Origin of the sequence: Jannaschia sp. R86511, from assembly GCF_042466345.1 — a bacterium.
Classification (GTDB): domain Bacteria; phylum Actinomycetota; class Actinomycetes; order Actinomycetales; family JBBAYJ01; genus Aquipuribacter.
Genome location: NZ_JAXHCD010000001.1, coordinates 4,464,939 through 4,480,272, shown reverse-complemented (window position 1 = coordinate 4,480,272; position 15,334 = coordinate 4,464,939). Strand labels below are relative to the sequence as shown.

The following is a 15,334-nucleotide window of genomic DNA, read 5'->3' as shown; positions in this document are numbered from 1 at the left end:
CGTCATGGCCGTGACCCTCGACGCCCTCGACCGGCTCGTCCTCGCCGAGCTGCAGCGCGACGCCCGCCGGTCCAACAAGGCCCTGGCGGACCTGGCCGGGGTCGCGCCGTCGACCATGCTCGCCCGAGTCCGCCGCCTCGAGGAGGCCGGTGTCATCACCGGCTACCACGCCGTGGTCGACCACCGGGCGGTCGGGCGGACCGTGCGCGCGGTGGTGTCGGTGCGGCTGCAGCCCAAGAGCAGCGAGGTCGTCGCGGCGTTCATCGACGCGGTCTGGCAGCTGGACGAGACGGTTGGCATCAGCCTGACCACCGGCACCTACGACGTGCTGGTGCACCTGTCCGCGGCCGACGTGACCAGCCTGGGGGAGCGGCTGCTCAACGACATCGCGTCGTTCGACAACGTCGTGGCCGAGCACACCTCGCTGGTGCTCGAGCACCGTGAGAAGACCACGCTGCCCGTCCTGGACGGCTAGCGGCGCTCAGCTGTCCGGGTCGCCGCCGCGTCGGCCGTAGCGGCGGTCCCGGGCTCCGGCTCGGCGCAGGAAACGACGGACGGGCGGGGCTCCTGCGCCGCCTCAGCGACGGCCTCCAGGTCGGCCAGACCGGTCCAGCCCTCGCCGAGCACGGCGGTGACCACGGAGACCTGCGTGTCGGGGGTGAGCACCGAGCCCTCGAGGTGCACGGCCACGGCCAGCGCGGCCCGCTCCGCCCCCTCGGGGAAGAGCACCCGGGCCGGCTCGGTCACGGTGCCGCTGAAGTTGCCGACCTCCACCACGCTGAACCCGCGCTCGGTGAGCTCGTCGCCCACCGTGCCGGCCAGGCCGCTGCGGGTGGTGGCGTTCAGCACCTCGACGTTGGTGCCCTGGGCGCTGGCCGCGGTGACGAGCGCGCGCTCGCAGTCGAGCGGGGCGGTGGACGGCTCCGCCGCGGCCCGCCGGTCGGCCAGGTCCGGCGCCCACGGCAGGTCCCAGCGGCCCAGCACGGCCCCGCCGGCCACCACGCCGACCCCGCCGACCACGAGGATGACGAGCAGCAGCACGACGGCGTGGCGCAACGCGCGCCAGCGGCCGCGGCGACGGCGGTGGCGGCGGGCCACCTCCTCGGGCTCGATCCAGCGCTCGACCGGCTCGGGCACCCACATCGGGTCGTCCCAGCGCGGCTCCGGCGGCGGTTGGGGGCGTCTGCGGTTGAAGATGTCGGCTCCTCCGGCCCTAGCCCTCGTGCACCAGCACGCGGGCGTGGACGACCGCGCGCTGGCCCAGGGCCGCGCGGACGGCCCGGTGCAGGCCGTCCTCCAGGAACAGCTCGCCGCGCCACTGCACGACGTGCGGGAACAGGTCGCCGAAGAACGTCGAGTCCTCGTCGAGCAGCTGCTCCAGGTCCAGCGTGCGCTTCGTGGTCACCAGCTCGACCAGGCGGACAGGGCGGGGCGGCACGTCGGCCCAGTCCTTGGCCGAGTACCGGCCGTGGTCCGGGTACGGACGCACGTGGCCCACCCGCTTGAAGATCACCGCCCGAGGATACGACGCCGACGTCGCGCTGCCCCGTCGCCGCTTCGGCTGACACGGATCGACACCGGATCGTTGCCTGGACGTGCGAGGACCCCCCGTGCACCCAGCAGAGCCCACGTACCCTTGCTGCCTTCCGGCCCTGGGGGAGTTCAGCAGGGTGCCGCCACACGGGGGGTCGTCGACGAGGGTAGCAACCACCCGGGCCGGCGCCGAACCGGTCCGGAGCGGTCCCGGACCTGCACTACCCTTACCGGCGGAGGATTCGCCTAGCGGCCTATGGCGCACGCTTGGAAAGCGTGTTGGGTTAACGCCCTCGGGGGTTCAAATCCCCCATCCTCCGCCGCCGAGAGGCCCGCACCGCGTCATCGGGTGCGGGCCTCTCGCACGTCCGGGCTCACGCCGTGACGGACCGCGTCACCGTGAAGGTCCTGTTGCGGCCCACCTGCTCGGTGCGCCCGACGATCCCGGCGAGCGTCGCCTTGTGCTCCAGGTGGGAGTTGTAGACCGTCCACAGCTCGCCGCCGGGGCGCAGCACGCGGGCGGCCTCGGCGAACAGCGGCCGGGCCACCCCGGGGTGCACGGTGGCGCCGGAGTGGAACGGCGGGTTGAGCAGGACCAGGTCGGCGCTGGCGTCGGGCTGCTGCGACAGGCCCAGGTCGCGGACCACGGTGACCTCCAGCCCGTTGGCGGCGGCGGTGGCCCGGGCCGAGGCCACGGCGGCCGTGGACTCGTCGGTGGCCAGCACGCGGGCCGTCGGCCGGGCCCGCTTGACGACGCAGGCCACCAGGCCGGTGCCGCAGCCCAGGTCGACGACGTCCACGGCGTCCGGCCTCATCCGGGGCAGGTGCTCCAGCAGGAACCGGGTGCCCAGGTCGACCTTCGTGCCCGCGAACGCGGCGCCGTGCGCGGCGACCGTCAGCTCGTACTCCTCGTGGCGCTCGGTCTCGGGGTAGGCGGTCCAGGTGTCCGCCGGGGTCTTCGCAGCCCGCGCGGTCAGCACCCGGGACTTCTGCCGCCCCAGCCCCGCGCTCACCTCGTCGAAGTACCGGGCCAGCACGTCGTTCATCGCGCGGGTCATGTGCTTGACCCGCCCGCCGGCCAGCAGGGTGACGTCGGGGGCCGCCCAGCGCGCCACCGCGGCGGCGATCTCGTCCAGGGCCGACAGGCTCCGCGGCAGCTGCAGCAGCACCAGGCGCGCCCCGGTCAGCAGCCCTTCGTCGAGGCCGTGCAGCGTGTACGCGTCGGCCACGCCGGTGCGCGCGGCGTTGGTCGCCAGGGCCAGCTCGCCGGTCAGCCGGTCGGTGTGCACCCGCAGCCCGGTGGCCCCGTGCAGGGCGGCCAGCCCGACGGTCAGCGCGCCGTACTGGTCGTCGACCACGACGACCTCGCCGGGGTCGAGCGCCGCGACGGCGTCGGCGGCCGTGTCGAGCAGCAACCGGTCGGTGGCGTCCACCGCCACCAGGTTGGGGGCCTGGACGTCGGGGGCGCGGGTCAGGTCGTCCAGGGGGGTCGTCACCGGTCGAGACTACGGACGTCCGGACCGCCACCTGACGCACCGCGGGCCGGGCGGACCCGAGCGACGCCCGGCAGGTGCAGCACCCACCACGCCGCGACGCCGACGGCGGCCACCCCGGCCACCGCAGCTCCTGCGCCCTTGGCCCCGTCCGACAGCAGCCCCTCGACCAGGACGCCGGTGGTCGCGTCCGCGCCCCACCAGCCGCGCGTGGTCACGACCGCCCCCGCCGCGGCGACGACGACCGCGAGGACGGCGACGCGTGCCAGCCGCGCGCGGGCCGCGGTGCCCGGACGGGGGAGCAACCGGCCGCGGCGTCGCCAGAGGTGCACCAGCAGGACCGACAGGCCGACCACGGTGCTGGCGTGCTGCAGCGCCCGTGCCCAGGTCAGGCGGCCGAGGACGGGGTCGCTCAGGGCGGGGACCTGCTGCACCACCCAGCCGTCGCCGTGGGTGAAGGAGTCCCAGACCACGTGGGTGAGCACGCCGAGGACGAGGGACAGCGCGACCCAGCCGACCACGGCGACACCCCGCCCGAGGCCGGGCCGACCGCCACGCGACCGGGCGCCCGCGGCCGCGGCGTGAGCGGGCGCAGGGCCCAGCGTCGCCAGCGGGGCCAAGGCCGCCCGCAGGCCCAGGTGCAGCAGCAGGGCCAGCGGTACCGCCACGGTCAGCAGCCCGGGCAGGGAGTGGGTCGTCGTCGCGTTGGTCAGCGGCTCGTACCAGGACTGCGCGGTCACGGGGATCCCGGTGGCCCGCAGGAAGTACGGCAGGTCCGGGCTCACGGCCCCGGCGACCAGGGCGGTGGGGACCAGCGGGCCGCGCATCAGGGGCAGGACCGCAGCCGGGTGTGCGAGCGTGAACGGCACGGTCGTGACGGTAGGGCAGGGCCGTCGATACTGGCGCCGTGCCCCGATGCCCCTGCCTGAGCGGTCTGCCGTTCGACGACTGCTGCGCGCCGGTGCACATCGACCACGCCCGTGCCGCCACCGCCGAGCAGCTGATGCGCTCCCGGTTCAGCGCGTTCGCCGTGGGCGACGAGGCGCACCTGCTGCGTACCTGGCACCCGAGCACACGACCACCCGGCCTCGGCCTGGACCCGACGGTGCGCTGGTACCGCCTCGACGTCCTGGCCACCACGGCCGGGGGCAGGTTCGACGACGAGGGCGCCGTGGAGTTCGAGGCCTTCCACCGCTCCCCGGAGGCGCGCGGCTCCCAGCACGAGGTGAGCCGCTTCGTCCGCGAGGACGGCCGGTGGTACTACCTCGACGGGGTCGGTCGGCGCTAGGCCTTCGTGGCGGCCTTGACCACCAGGACGGGGACCGGGGAGTCCAGCACCACCCGCTGCACCGTGCTGCCCATGATCAGCTTGCCGATCGCCGAACGACGCCTCGAGCCCAGCACGAGCAGCTCGGCACCGGTCTCCACCAGCAGGTCGACCAGCGCCCCGGCGGGGTCGTGACCGTCGTTGGCCGTGCGCAGCTGCCACGCGACGGCGGGCACGTCCGCGCCGTCCAGCACCGTCCGGACCGCGGCCGTGGCCGCCTCGACCACGTCGACCGGCACCAGATCGGTGGCCGAGTCGGTGGTCGGCTCGTCGACCAGGTGCAGCACCAGCAGGTCCGTGCCCCGGGCCGAGGCCTCGCCCGCGGCCGCCACCAGCGCGGCACGGCCCTCGTCGGTGTCGCTGTGGGCCACGGCGATCGTCATCGGGCGCCTCCGGTCGTGTCGGTGGGTGGTTGGGAACGCTAGCGTCTCCTCCGGTCAGACCACCCGAAGGAGGGCACATGGGTCTCGCGAAGCCGCTGGGCCGGGTCGTCGGGGTGCTGTGCGTCGCCGCACTGGTCACCGCCGCGGGCGTCAGCGCCAGCCGGTCGGGCTCGGGCGCCGACGCCCGGTCGAAGCTGACGCTGATCGCGCCGGCGGCCGCCGGCGGTGGCTGGGACCTGGTCGCCCGGGAGTCCCAGCAGTCCCTGCGCGCCAACGGCGTCGTCAACAACGTCCAGGTCGTCAACGTCCCGGGCGCCGGCGGCATCATCGGCCTCGGCCAGCTGGGCCTGCTCGAGGCCGAGCCGACGACCATGATGGTGACCGGGACCGTGATGCTCGGCGGGATCACGCGCAACGACTCGGCCACCAACTTGTCGGACATGACGCCCATCGCCCGCCTGGCCGAGGACTTCGAGGTGCTGGCCGTGCCGGCCGACTCGCCCTGGCAGACCCTCGACGACTTCGTCGCGGACTGGGCCGAGGACCCCGGGGCGACCCCGGTGGGCGGCGGGTCCGCCGGCGGCATCGACCACATGGTCGCCGCCCTGCTGGCGCAGGAGGCCGGCATCGACCCGGCCGAGATCCAGTACTCCGCCTACGCCGGCGGCGGCGAGCTCACGATCAGCCTGCTGTCCACCGCGCCGGGCACGCCCGGGATCGGCATCAGCGGTTACAACGACTTCCGGGACCTGCTGATCGACGGCCGGCTGCGGGCGCTCGCGGTGGTCTCGCCCGAGCGGCTCGAGGGCCTGGACGCCCCGACCATGATCGAGGCGGGCTACCCCGCGGTCGACCTGGTCAACTGGCGCGGCTACGTGGCCCCGCCCGGCATCAGCGAGGCCGAGCAGCAGGAGCTCATCGACGTCGTGGCCGAGATGGTCGAGACGCAGGAGTGGCGTGACGCCGTGGACCGCAACCGCTGGGAGGTCTCCTACGTCGAGGGTGAGGAGTTCGGTGAGTTCCTCGTCACCGAGCAGGCCCGCATCGACGTGATCCTGCAGGACCTGGGGCTGGCATGAGCGACGTCCACGAGGGGGCGGCCGGCGCGGCGCGGCCCGGCACGGACCCGATGACCGGCCACCGCCCCGTGGCGGCCCCGGCGCACCGGTGGGCGGGCCGCAGCGCGCTGGTCGTGCCGGCGCTGCTGGTCGGCCTCGGCGTGTTCCTGGTCTACGGCGTCGTCGACATGGAGGTCACCGACGACTCCGAGCTGTTCGGCCCCACGGTGTTCCCCACCATGGTGGCCGTCACGTGCTTCGTGGTGGCGGTCCTGCTCGCCGTCAGCATCGTGCGCGACCCCGAGGTGCCCGAGCCGCACCTGGACGCCGACGGCGAGCCCGTGGGCGGCACCGTCAGCAACTGGCGGGCCACCGGCATCACGGTCGGCTCGTTCGTCCTGTTCGGGCTGCTGCTGCAGCCGGTCGGCTGGATCATCGCCGCCGCCCTGGTGTTCTGGGGGGTCACGGTCGGCCTCGGCAGCACCCGGTACGTGTTCAACCTGATGGTCGGCCTCGCGCTGTCCTCGGTCATGCAGCTGGTCTTCGCCGGGCTGCTCGGCCTCAACCTGCCGCCCGGCGTCTTCGGGGTGCTCTGACGTGGACGCGCTCGCCTCCCTCGGTCAGGGCTTCGCCGACGTCCTGACGCTGCAGAACCTGTTCTACGTCGTCGTCGGGGCCCTGATCGGCACCGCCGTCGGGGTGCTGCCCGGCCTGGGCTCGGCCATGGCGGTGGCCCTGCTGCTGCCCATCACGTTCACGCTGGACCCGCTGGCCGCGCTGGTCATGTTCGCCGGGATCTACTTCGGCGGGCTGTTCGGCGACTCCATCGCCGCATCCTGATGAACACCCCGGGCAACTCCACCGCCATCGCCGGGTCCTTCGAGGGGCACCGGATGGCCAAGGCCGGGCGGGCGCCCCAGGCGCTGGCCACCTCGGCCATCGGGGCGTTCCTGGGCGGCACCATCGCCACCGTGCTCGTGGTGTTCTTCGCCCCGTCGCTGGCCGAGTGGGCCACCAGCTTCGGCCCGGGGGAGTACTTCGCCCTGGCCGTGTTCGCCTTCGTGGCCACCTCCGCTGTGGTGTCGGACTCCGCGCTCAAGGGCATCGCCGCGCTGCTGATCGGCCTCGCGCTGGCCATGGTCGGCACCGACCAGGTCAGCGGGGCGCAGCGGTTCACCTTCGGCAGCACGGCGATGTTCGACGGCGTGAGCATCGTCGTCATCACCGTGGCCATGCTGGCGGTCGGCGAGGTCGTGTACGTCGCCTCGAAGATCGGCCGCCCGGACGACCGCACCCTGGTGCCGTCCTCGGGTCGGCCGTTCCTGACCCGGGCCGAGGTCAAGGACGCCCTGCCGGCCTGGCTGCGCGGCACGGCGTTCGGCGTGCCGTTCGGCGTCATCCCCGCCGGCGGGGCCGAGGTGCCGACCTTCCTGGCCTACGGCACGGAGCGCCGGCTGGACCGCCGCCGCAAGGTGCCCATGTTCGGCCGGGGCGCCATCCGCGGCGTGGCCGCCCCGGAGGCCGCCGGCAACGCGACGTCCGGCACCGCGATGGGCGCCCTGCTCGCCCTGGGCCTGCCCACCTCGGCCACCGCGGCCATGCTGCTGGCCGCCTTCCAGCAGTACGGCGTGCAGCCGGGCCCGCTGCTGTTCAGCCGCAACGGCGAGCTGGTCTGGGCGCTGATCGCCAGCCTGTTCATCGGCCTGGTGGTGCTGCTGGTCCTCAACCTGCCGTTCGCGCCGCTGTGGGCGCAGCTGCTGCGCATCCCCAAGGAGTACCTGTACGCCGGCATCGCGCTGTTCGCGTGCTTCGGGGTCTACGCGGCCACGGCGGCCCTGGTCGACGTGTTCCTGATGATCGCCCTGGGCGTGCTGGGGTTCGTCATGCGGCGCCACGACGTCCCGCTGGCACCGGTGCTGATCGCGGTCATCCTCGGCCCGCTGGCCGAGTCGTCGCTGCGCGACGCCATGAACAACTCCGGCAACGACCCGCTCGTGCTCATCAGCACCCCGATCACCATCACGCTGTACGTGCTGCTGCTGGCGGCGGTCGCGTTCACGGTCTACAACCGGCTGCGGGCCCGGCAGAGCCAGGACTACTGAGCGGGGCGGTTCGCCTGGGGACCGACGGGGGCGGTCTGTCCGGCGCTCGCCGTAGGGTGGCGCCCATGGCAGACGAGGCGCGACCGGTCCTCGCGCTGTACCGCCGCTACCGGCCCGACACGTTCGAGCAGGTCGTCGGGCAGGACCACGCCATCACCCCGATCACGGCGGCGCTGGCCAAGGGCCGGATCAACCACGCCTACCTGTTCTCCGGGCCCCGCGGCTGCGGCAAGACGACCAGCGCCCGGGTGCTCGCCCGGTCGCTGAACTGCGTGCAGGGGCCGACCCCGACGCCGTGCGGGCAGTGCCCGTCCTGCCTCGACCTGGCCAACGGCAGCACGGGCAGCCTGGACGTGATCGAGATCGACGCGGCCAGCCACCGCGGCATCGACGACGCCCGCGACCTGCGCGAGCGGGTGGCGAACTTCCCCGTCCGCGACCGGTACAAGGTCGTCATCATCGACGAGGCGCACCAGATCACCACCGACGCGTTCAGCGCGCTGCTCAAGGTGGTCGAGGAGCCGCCGGAGCACGTCGTGTTCGTCTTCGCGACCACCGAGCCCGAGAAGGTGCTGGGCACGATCCGCTCGCGGACCCACCACTTCCCGTTCCGGCTCGTGCCGCCGGCCCGGCTGCTGCAGCACCTGGAGGACGTCTGCCGCCGCGAGGGCGTCACGGTCGAGCCGGCCGCGCTGTCGCTGGTGATCCGGGCCGGTGGCGGGTCGGTCCGCGACTCCATGTCGGTGCTGGACCAGCTGATCGCCGGGGCCGACGGCGACGTCGACGTGCACCTGGCCACCAACCTGCTGGGGTACGTGCCGGAGTCGCTGCTGGACGACCTGGTCGACGCCCTCGCGGCGGTCGACGGGGCCGCCGCGTTCGCCTCGGTGCACCACGCCGTGGAGTCGGGGCACGACCCCCGCCGCTACACCAACGAGCTGCTCGAGCGGCTGCGCACGCTGGTCATCGTCTCCCGCGTGGGCGAGGGGGCCGCCGCGGTGCTGCCCGAGGTGCCCGAGGACGCGTTCGAGCGGCTGCGGCACCAGGCCTCGCGGTTCGGCCACGCCGAGCTGTCCCGCGCGGCCGACGTGGTCGCCGCGGCGCTGGGCGAGATGGCGGGCGCCACCAGCCCCCGGCTGCTGCTGGAGCTGCTGGTCGCACGGCTGCTGGTCGTGGGGGCCGACACCGACGGCGCCGTGCCGACCCGGGTGGAGCGGCTGGAGCGGCAGCTGGCGGCGCTCGGCGAGGGTGGCGCCCTGCCCCGGACCGGTGCGGGTGCCCCCGCCCGTGACGAGCCACGCCGTCCCGCGGCGCGCGCCGCGGAGCCGTCGGGCCCGGTCGACCGGCCCGCGGAGTCCGCCGGGGCGCCCACGCGCCCGGAGGCCCCGCCGATGGCCGGCCGGCCCGCCGCCGGCCAGCCGGCCGCCCCCCAGCCCGCCGCCAGCCAGCCGGCCGCTACCCAGCCGGCCGCTACCCAGCCGGCCGCTACCCAGCCGGCCGCTACCCGGTCGGACCCGGCTCGGAGCGACGCGCCCGGCCACGCCGGCGGACCGGTGTCCTCGTCCCCACCCGCCTCGCGGCCCGCCCCGGCCCGCACGGCGGACCAGCCGGCGGCCGACGGCTGGCCGGCCACGGCCGGGCGTCCCCTGGACCCCCGGGCACCGGTGGCGCCCGAGGGCCAGGACCGGCCCGGTGAGCCGCAGGCCTCGCGTCCGCGCACGTCGCAAACCCCGCCGACCCGCTCCCCTGAGGACCAGGCCCCGCAGCAGCAGGCCCCGCAGCGGCAGGACCCGCAGCAGCAGGACCCGCGGCAGCAGACCCCGTCCGCACCCGACCAGCCCTCCTCCGGTGACGCCGGCGGGGTGACGGTCGAGGTGGTCCGGCGCACCTGGGACCAGGTGGTCGACCGGCTGCGGACCATCCGGCGCCTGACCTGGACCCTGGTCAGCGAGAACGCCCAGGTCCTGGCCCTGGACGGTGTGACCCTCACGCTCGGCTTCCCGACCCAGGGCCTGGCCGACGCGTTCAACCAGCGCGGCCACTCCGACTGCGTCAAGGAGGCCCTGGTCGAGACCCTCGGCGTCGAGCGCAAGGCCGTGGGCGTCGTCGGTGGTCGCGGCGCGGGCGGTGCGCCCCCGGTCGACCCCGGTCCGCCCGAGCCCGACCCCGGACCCGACGACGGCCCCGCGCCGGGTGCCCCGGCCGGTCCTGCGGCCCTGGGCCCCGACGGCTGGCCCGTGGTCACGGGCCCCAGCGCCCGGACCCCGCCCCCGCCCGCCGCGGGCCCGTCGGCCGGCTCGGCGCCCGCGCCGGCGGCCGAGTCCGAGCCCGTCCGCACCCGGCCCCGGGTCGAGCCCATCGCGCCCGAGCCGCAGGTCGAGGACGTGGTGTCGCGGGACGACCCCAGCGCGGACGTCGAGGGCACCGGCCACGGCACCGACGTGCTCACCCGGTTGCTGGGGGCCCAGGTCATCGAGGACAACCGCACCGACGGCTGACCCCTCCGGCCGACCCGTCGCCGGTTCGCGGCCCGGCGGTGGCGCGGCGGGCCCCGCGCGGCCGTAGTCTCGGCGGGTGTACGAAGGAGTGGTCGCCGACCTGATCGAGGAGCTCGGCCGCCTGCCCGGGGTCGGGCCCAAGTCGGCGCAGCGCATCGCCTTCCACCTGCTGCAGGCCGACCCGGACGACGTCAGCCGGCTGGCCGAGGTGCTCACCCAGGTCAAGGCCCGGGTCCGGTTCTGCGACGTCTGCGGCAACGTGTCCGAGGAGGAGCGCTGCCGGATCTGCCGCGACACCCGCCGCGACCCCAGCGTCATCTGCGTCGTGGAGGAGCCGCGCGACGTCGTCGCCATCGAGCGCACGCGGGAGTTCCGCGGGCTCTACCACGTGCTGGGCGGCGCGATCAGCCCCATCGACGGCATCGGCCCCAACGAACTGCGCATCCGCCAGCTCATGGGCAGACTGGCCTCGGACCAGGTCACCGAGCTCATCCTCGCCACCGACCCGAACCTCGAGGGCGAGGCCACGGCGACGTACCTGGCCCGGCTCGTCAGGCCGATGGGCCTGCGGGTGACCAGGCTGGCCAGCGGCCTCCCGGTGGGTGGGGACCTCGAGTACGCGGACGAGGTGACGCTCGGGAGGGCGTTCGAGGGACGGAGGCTCATCGATGTCTGACATCTTCAACAACGCGGCGGACGACCCGGCGGGCCGCGCCGTGACCGGTGACGTGTCCCTGGCGGTCGAGGTGGCCGCCGAGGTGCAGGCGTTCCTGGACACCACCACGCACGTGGCGGCGGGCGACGGCGAGGGCGCGGCCATCCCGCTGCTGCACCTGGCGCTGTCGCGGATCCTGGCCGTCGGGGCCCGGCTGGGGGCCACGCGCGACGTCGTCCCGGCCGACCGGTTCGAGCCCGACACCGGGCCCGAGCTGGACATGGACCCGCTGCGCCTGGGCGTGGCGGCGGCGCTGGGCGAGGAGGACACCTACACCGAGGCCGTCGACCCGCAGGGCGGGCCCGACGTCGCCATCGGCAGCATCGCCGACGACGTCACCTGCGTGGCCGCCGACGTCGCCCACGGCCTGCGCCACCTGGAGGCCGGCCGGGTCGCCGAGGCGCTGTGGTGGTGGCAGTTCGCCTACCTGGCCACCTGGGGCCAGCGCGGCGCCGCGGCCCAACGGGCACTGGTGTCGCTGATGGCGCACGCCCGCCTCGACGTCGACCCCGACGTCGCCGCCGAGGCCGAGTTCGAGGCCCTCCACGCCACCTGACGGGTCCGCGGCCGGTCAGGCGATGCGCTGGCCCACCGGGAGGCGGCCGACGGGGGTGCGGAGGCGGCGGACGGCCAGGGCCGTGGCGCCGGCCACCAGCACGGCGTAGAACGCCAGGCCGAACGGCCACACCGGCGGCAGCGACGCCCGCTCCTGCGCACGCGCCTGCTCGTCCAGGTCGGTGCACCAGTCCTGCACCAGGTCCGGGCCCAGGCGCGCCTCGCGGGACACGTCGCCCAGACCGCGCAGCACGTCGGCGTCCACGTCGGGCGAGCCCGGCTGCAGCGGCGCGGCGTCGGCGACCACCACGTACGGGCTGGCCACCAGCAACCACCAGGTCAGGTCGGTCCGGGCGACGGTCTCCTCCGAGCGGCGCTGCACGCACTCGGTGGGACGGCCCGTGTCGGGGTCGTAGCCGGCGGCCTCGACGTAGGTGACGGTCTCGGTGGTCGTCAGCAGCGCCGAGGACAGCGGCACCAGCAGCGGCGCCACGACGGCCAGGCAGAACGCGACCACGTAGGACAGCACGATGCTGGCGACCGGACGCACGACCACCGCGGACAGGCCGAGCCCGACGGCGGTGACCACGGCCAGGGCCACGGCCACCAGCAGGACGATCACCAGCAGCCGGGTCAGGCTGGTGCCGCCGAGGGCGAACGCCACGACCAGCGACGGCAGGGCGCCCGCCACCAGGGCCAGGGTGCCGCACCACGCGGCCAGCAGCTTGCCCACGGCGATCTCGGCCGGGCTCAGCAGGGTCGTCTGCAGCGTGGCCAGCGTGCCGTCCCGGCTGTCGCCGTTGATGCTGGTCGCGGCCAGGCCGGGCGCGACCAGCAGGCCGAAGGACAGCACCACCAGCACCGTGACGCCGAACAGCACCGTGCCGGTGTCCGCAGTGATGGTGCCGCCCAGCGTCACCGTCGCCAGCACCACCAGGCCGCACAGCCCGGTCACCAGGGTGGTCCAGGCGGCCCAGGCGACCAGCCACCGCCGGGCCCGCATGAGCCGGCGCAGCTCCAGCCACGCGACGGTGCCCACGCCGTGGCCGCTGAGCCGCCAGGTGGGCGTGGCCCCGGTCGGTCGGGGCCAGTCGGCCGTCGACGCGTCGGCGGGGACGACCCCGCCCGTGGGCGCGCTCACCGCTCCGCCCTCCCGCTGCCGGGCCCGGTCAGGCCCAGGTAGGTCTGCTCGATCCGACCCGCGGTCGGGGCGAAGTGGCTCAGCCGCACCCCGGCCGAGACCAGGTCCGAGAGCAGGTCGGCCGCCGCGTGCTCGTCCGCCAGGGCGACGTCCAGCGCGCCCGCCGGCCCGTCGACCGGCTCCAGACCGCGGGCGGCCAGCGCCGCGGCCAGCCCCGCCCGGTCCGGGCCCAGCAGCCGCCAGCCCGCCCGGGCGTGCGCGGCGCCCAGGTCGTCGGGGCTGACGGTGCGCCCGCCCAGCACGAACACGGCGCCGTCCGCGAGCTCGTCGAGCTCGCTCAGCACGTGGGAGCTGATGAGCACGCAGCGCCCGGACTCGGCCAGGCCGCGCAGCACGTGCCGCAGCTCCACCCGCGAGCCCGGGTCCAGGCCGGAGGCCGGCTCGTCGAGGACCAGCACCTGCGGGTCGTGCACCAGGGCGCGGGCCAGGCCCAGGCGCTGCTTCTGCCCGCGCGACAGCACGCGCGCCGGCGCCCCGGCCAGGTCGGTCAGCCGCACCTGCGCCAGCAGCGCCTCCACCCGGTCGGCGACCAGGGCCTTCGGCACCCGGTAGGCCCGCGCGAACACCTGCAGGTGCTCGGCGACCGTCAGCGCGTCCCAGGCGCCGAACACGTCGGGCATCCAGCCCAGCCGGGACCGGACGGCGGCGCCCTCGGTGGTGGGGTCCGCGCCGGCCACACGCAGCGTCCCGGCATCGGGGGCCAGCAGGCCCGCGACCATCAGCATCAGCGTCGTCTTGCCGGAGCCGTTGGGCCCGACCAGGGCCGTGACCTGCCCGGCCGGGGCCTGCAGGGTCATGTCCACCACGGCGTGCACGGGACCGAAGGACCGGCGCACGCCGACCACCTCGACTCCGCCGCCGGCTTGACGGTCGTCCGAACCGGTCATGCGCCCAGCATGCAGCACCGCGGGCCGGTGGTGGGCGGGCCTCGGTGGGACTCCACCCGCCCCCACCCGAGCGGGGGAGCCAGGCGCCACGGCGACACATCGAGCGGGTTCTGGACCACCGGGTCGGTCACCGGGCGCGTCCCATGTGCCGGTGTGGTGCGGGAGCCGGGGCTCGAGCCGGCCAACGACTGGGCGCGATCCGACACCGCGTCCACGGATCGATAGACTCCGGCGGCCTCCCGCCCACGGCGGGGGAGCCCCGGGCGCTCCGGTCCGACGTCTTCTTCGAGGTGGTGCCAGCAATGGGTGTGGTCGTGCAGAAGTACGGCGGGTCCAGCGTCAGCGACGCCGCGGCCGTCAAGCGCGTCGCCCAGCGGATCGTCCGCACCGTGCAGGCCGGCAACCAGGTCTGCGTGGTCGTGTCGGCGATGGGCGACACGACCGACGAGCTGCTCGACCTGGCCGAGCAGGTCACCCCCACCCCACCGGGCCGCGAGCTGGACATGCTGCTGACCGCGGGCGAGCGGATCAGCATGGCGGTGCTGGCCATGGCCATCGGCAACCTGGGCCACGAGGCGCGCAGCTTCACCGGCTCCCAGGCGGGCGTCATCACCGACTCGGTGCACGGCAAGGCCCGCATCATCGACGTCACGCCCGGGCGCATCCGCACCGCGCTGGACGAGGGCGCGATCGCCATCGTCGCCGGCTTCCAGGGCGTCAGCCAGGACACCAAGGACATCACCACGCTGGGCCGCGGCGGCTCCGACACCACGGCCGTCGCCCTGGCCGCGGCGCTGGACGCCGACGTCTGCGAGATCTACACCGACGTGGACGGGGTGTTCAGCGCCGACCCCCGCATCGTGGCCACCGCCCGGCGCCTGGACACCGTCACCTACGAGGAGATGCTGGAGCTCGCCGCCAACGGGGCGAAGATCCTGCACCTGCGCTGCGTGGAGTACGCCCGCCGCTACGGCATCCCGGTGCACGTGCGCAGCTCGTTCTCCGACCGCACCGGCACCACCGTCACCGGCAGCATGTTCGACCCCGAGGAGCCCACCATGGAGCAGGCCATCATCGCCGGCGTCGCGCACGACCGCAGCGAGGCCAAGATCACCGTCGTCGGCGTCCCGGACGTGCCGGGCAAGGCGGCCGCGATCTTCCAGGAGGTCGCCCGAGCCGGCGTCAACATCGACATGATCGTGCAGAACGTGTCCGCGGCGCAGACCGGCCTGACCGACGTGTCGTTCACGCTGCCCAAGACCGACGGCGCGACGGCGATGAACACCCTCAAGGCGTCGCAGGCGACCATCGGCTTCGCGCGGCTGCAGTACGACGACCAGATCGGCAAGGTGTCGCTGGTCGGTGCGGGCATGCGCAGCCACCCCGGGGTGTCGGCGACGTTCTTCGCCGCCCTGGCCGAGGCCGGCGTCAACATCGACGTGATCTCCACCTCCGAGATCCGGATCTCGGTCGTCACGCACGCCGACAAGGTGGACGACGCGGTCCGCGCGGTGCACACGGCGTTCCAGCTGGACGCCGACCAGATCGAGGCCGTCGTGTACGGCGGGACAGGACGGTGAGC

The 15,334-nt window shown here is 75.0% G+C and carries 15 protein-coding genes, 1 tRNA gene, 1 other RNA gene and 1 pseudogene; 10 read left to right on the top strand and 8 right to left on the bottom strand.

Annotated elements, in window-relative coordinates:
- The first annotated feature begins 4 nt into the window (after positions 1–4).
- Positions 5–475 (top strand): Lrp/AsnC family transcriptional regulator, encoded by a 471-nt coding sequence (locus tag SJY06_RS21035; protein WP_380169488.1) that lies wholly within the window; start codon positions 5–7, stop codon positions 473–475.
- On the opposite strand, the gene SJY06_RS21030 is transcribed toward SJY06_RS21035, so the two are convergent.
- The 3 genes from SJY06_RS21030 to ffs form a co-directional block, all read right to left on the bottom strand.
- Positions 472–1,137, bottom strand: a complete 666-nt coding sequence (locus tag SJY06_RS21030) for a LytR C-terminal domain-containing protein (RefSeq protein WP_380169487.1) — start codon at positions 1,135–1,137, stop codon at positions 472–474. The genes SJY06_RS21035 and SJY06_RS21030 overlap by 4 nt on opposite strands.
- Before the next feature lie 76 nt (positions 1,138–1,213).
- Complete coding sequence (locus tag SJY06_RS21025; RefSeq protein WP_380169486.1) at positions 1,214–1,513, bottom strand: type II toxin-antitoxin system VapB family antitoxin; 300 nt, start codon at positions 1,511–1,513, stop codon at positions 1,214–1,216.
- An 83-nt stretch (positions 1,514–1,596) separates the two neighbouring features.
- An RNA gene (gene ffs, locus SJY06_RS21020) (signal recognition particle sRNA small type) lies at positions 1,597–1,693 on the bottom strand.
- Between the two features lie 75 nt (positions 1,694–1,768).
- Between ffs and SJY06_RS21015 the strand changes: the two genes are divergently transcribed.
- Positions 1,769–1,853: transfer RNA gene (locus tag SJY06_RS21015), tRNA-Ser, on the top strand.
- Positions 1,854–1,907: 54 nt separating this feature from the next.
- On the opposite strand, the gene SJY06_RS21010 is transcribed toward SJY06_RS21015, so the two are convergent.
- Together SJY06_RS21010 and SJY06_RS21005 are read right to left on the bottom strand one after the other, a co-directional pair.
- Entirely contained in the window at positions 1,908–3,029 is a 1,122-nt protein-coding gene (locus SJY06_RS21010; RefSeq protein WP_380169485.1) for a class I SAM-dependent methyltransferase, read from the bottom strand.
- Complete coding sequence (locus tag SJY06_RS21005; protein WP_380169484.1) at positions 3,026–3,895, bottom strand: DUF4184 family protein; 870 nt, start codon at positions 3,893–3,895, stop codon at positions 3,026–3,028. Before SJY06_RS21005 ends, SJY06_RS21010 begins: the two co-directional genes overlap by 4 nt.
- A 38-nt stretch (positions 3,896–3,933) precedes the next feature.
- Between SJY06_RS21005 and SJY06_RS21000 the strand changes: the two genes are divergently transcribed.
- The gene (locus SJY06_RS21000; RefSeq protein ID WP_380169483.1) at positions 3,934–4,314 is read left to right on the top strand and encodes a YchJ family protein; all 381 of its coding nucleotides are present in this window, start codon (positions 3,934–3,936) and stop codon (positions 4,312–4,314) included.
- On the opposite strand, the gene SJY06_RS20995 is transcribed toward SJY06_RS21000, so the two are convergent.
- Positions 4,311–4,736, bottom strand: coding sequence for a universal stress protein (locus SJY06_RS20995; RefSeq protein ID WP_380169482.1), 426 nt, complete (start codon positions 4,734–4,736; stop codon positions 4,311–4,313). The two genes, SJY06_RS21000 and SJY06_RS20995, sit on opposite strands and share 4 nt — an antisense overlap.
- 77 nt (positions 4,737–4,813) lie before the next feature.
- Here SJY06_RS20995 and SJY06_RS20990 point away from each other — a divergent pair, with 77 nt between their 5' ends.
- From SJY06_RS20990 to SJY06_RS20965, 6 genes and pseudogenes are all read left to right on the top strand, one after another.
- A complete protein-coding gene (locus SJY06_RS20990) occupies positions 4,814–5,815 on the top strand; it encodes a Bug family tripartite tricarboxylate transporter substrate binding protein (protein ID WP_380169481.1) in 1,002 nt (333 codons plus the stop codon).
- Positions 5,812–6,390 carry a tripartite tricarboxylate transporter TctB family protein gene (locus SJY06_RS20985; protein ID WP_380169480.1) on the top strand — a complete coding sequence of 193 codons (579 nt, stop codon included), beginning with the start codon at positions 5,812–5,814 and terminating at the stop codon, positions 6,388–6,390. Before SJY06_RS20990 ends, SJY06_RS20985 begins: the two co-directional genes overlap by 4 nt.
- Position 6,391: 1 nt before the next feature.
- Positions 6,392–7,896 (top strand): annotated as a pseudogene (locus SJY06_RS20980) (tripartite tricarboxylate transporter permease).
- Positions 7,897–7,961: 65 nt separating this feature from the next.
- Complete coding sequence (locus SJY06_RS20975; RefSeq protein WP_380169479.1) at positions 7,962–10,394, top strand: DNA polymerase III subunit gamma and tau; 2,433 nt, start codon at positions 7,962–7,964, stop codon at positions 10,392–10,394.
- 76 nt (positions 10,395–10,470) lie between these two features.
- The gene (gene recR, locus SJY06_RS20970) at positions 10,471–11,070 is read left to right on the top strand and encodes a recombination mediator RecR (protein WP_380169478.1); all 600 of its coding nucleotides are present in this window, start codon (positions 10,471–10,473) and stop codon (positions 11,068–11,070) included.
- Positions 11,063–11,665, top strand: coding sequence for a DUF5063 domain-containing protein (locus SJY06_RS20965; RefSeq protein WP_380169477.1), 603 nt, complete (start codon positions 11,063–11,065; stop codon positions 11,663–11,665). The genes recR and SJY06_RS20965 overlap by 8 nt, the downstream gene beginning before the upstream one ends.
- A 15-nt stretch (positions 11,666–11,680) precedes the next feature.
- Here SJY06_RS20965 and SJY06_RS20960 read toward each other — a convergent pair whose 3' ends face one another.
- Together SJY06_RS20960 and SJY06_RS20955 are read right to left on the bottom strand one after the other, a co-directional pair.
- Positions 11,681–12,805, bottom strand: coding sequence for an ABC transporter permease (locus SJY06_RS20960; protein WP_380169476.1), 1,125 nt, complete (start codon positions 12,803–12,805; stop codon positions 11,681–11,683).
- The gene (locus tag SJY06_RS20955; protein WP_380169475.1) at positions 12,802–13,752 is read right to left on the bottom strand and encodes an ABC transporter ATP-binding protein; all 951 of its coding nucleotides are present in this window, start codon (positions 13,750–13,752) and stop codon (positions 12,802–12,804) included. Before SJY06_RS20955 ends, SJY06_RS20960 begins: the two co-directional genes overlap by 4 nt.
- A gap of 302 nt (positions 13,753–14,054) precedes the next feature.
- Between SJY06_RS20955 and SJY06_RS20950 the strand changes: the two genes are divergently transcribed.
- Positions 14,055–15,332 carry an aspartate kinase gene (locus SJY06_RS20950; protein ID WP_380169474.1) on the top strand — a complete coding sequence of 426 codons (1,278 nt, stop codon included), beginning with the start codon at positions 14,055–14,057 and terminating at the stop codon, positions 15,330–15,332.
- The last annotated feature ends 2 nt before the right edge of the window (positions 15,333–15,334 follow it).

Bases quoted from the DNA above. Each gene is read 5' to 3' on its own strand.
- SJY06_RS21035 (WP_380169488.1), top strand. From the start codon at position 5: ATGGCCGTGACCCTCGACGCCCTCGACCGGCTCGTCCTCGCCGAGCTG.
- SJY06_RS20995 (WP_380169482.1), bottom strand. From the start codon at position 4,736: ATGACGATCGCCGTGGCCCACAGCGACACCGACGAGGGCCGTGCCGCG.
- SJY06_RS20990 (WP_380169481.1), top strand. From the start codon at position 4,814: ATGGGTCTCGCGAAGCCGCTGGGCCGGGTCGTCGGGGTGCTGTGCGTC.
- SJY06_RS20985 (WP_380169480.1), top strand. From the start codon at position 5,812: ATGAGCGACGTCCACGAGGGGGCGGCCGGCGCGGCGCGGCCCGGCACG.
- SJY06_RS20975 (WP_380169479.1), top strand. From the start codon at position 7,962: ATGGCAGACGAGGCGCGACCGGTCCTCGCGCTGTACCGCCGCTACCGG.
- SJY06_RS20965 (WP_380169477.1), top strand. From the start codon at position 11,063: ATGTCTGACATCTTCAACAACGCGGCGGACGACCCGGCGGGCCGCGCC.
- SJY06_RS20955 (WP_380169475.1), bottom strand. From the start codon at position 13,752: ATGACCGGTTCGGACGACCGTCAAGCCGGCGGCGGAGTCGAGGTGGTC.
- SJY06_RS20950 (WP_380169474.1), top strand. From the start codon at position 14,055: ATGGGTGTGGTCGTGCAGAAGTACGGCGGGTCCAGCGTCAGCGACGCC.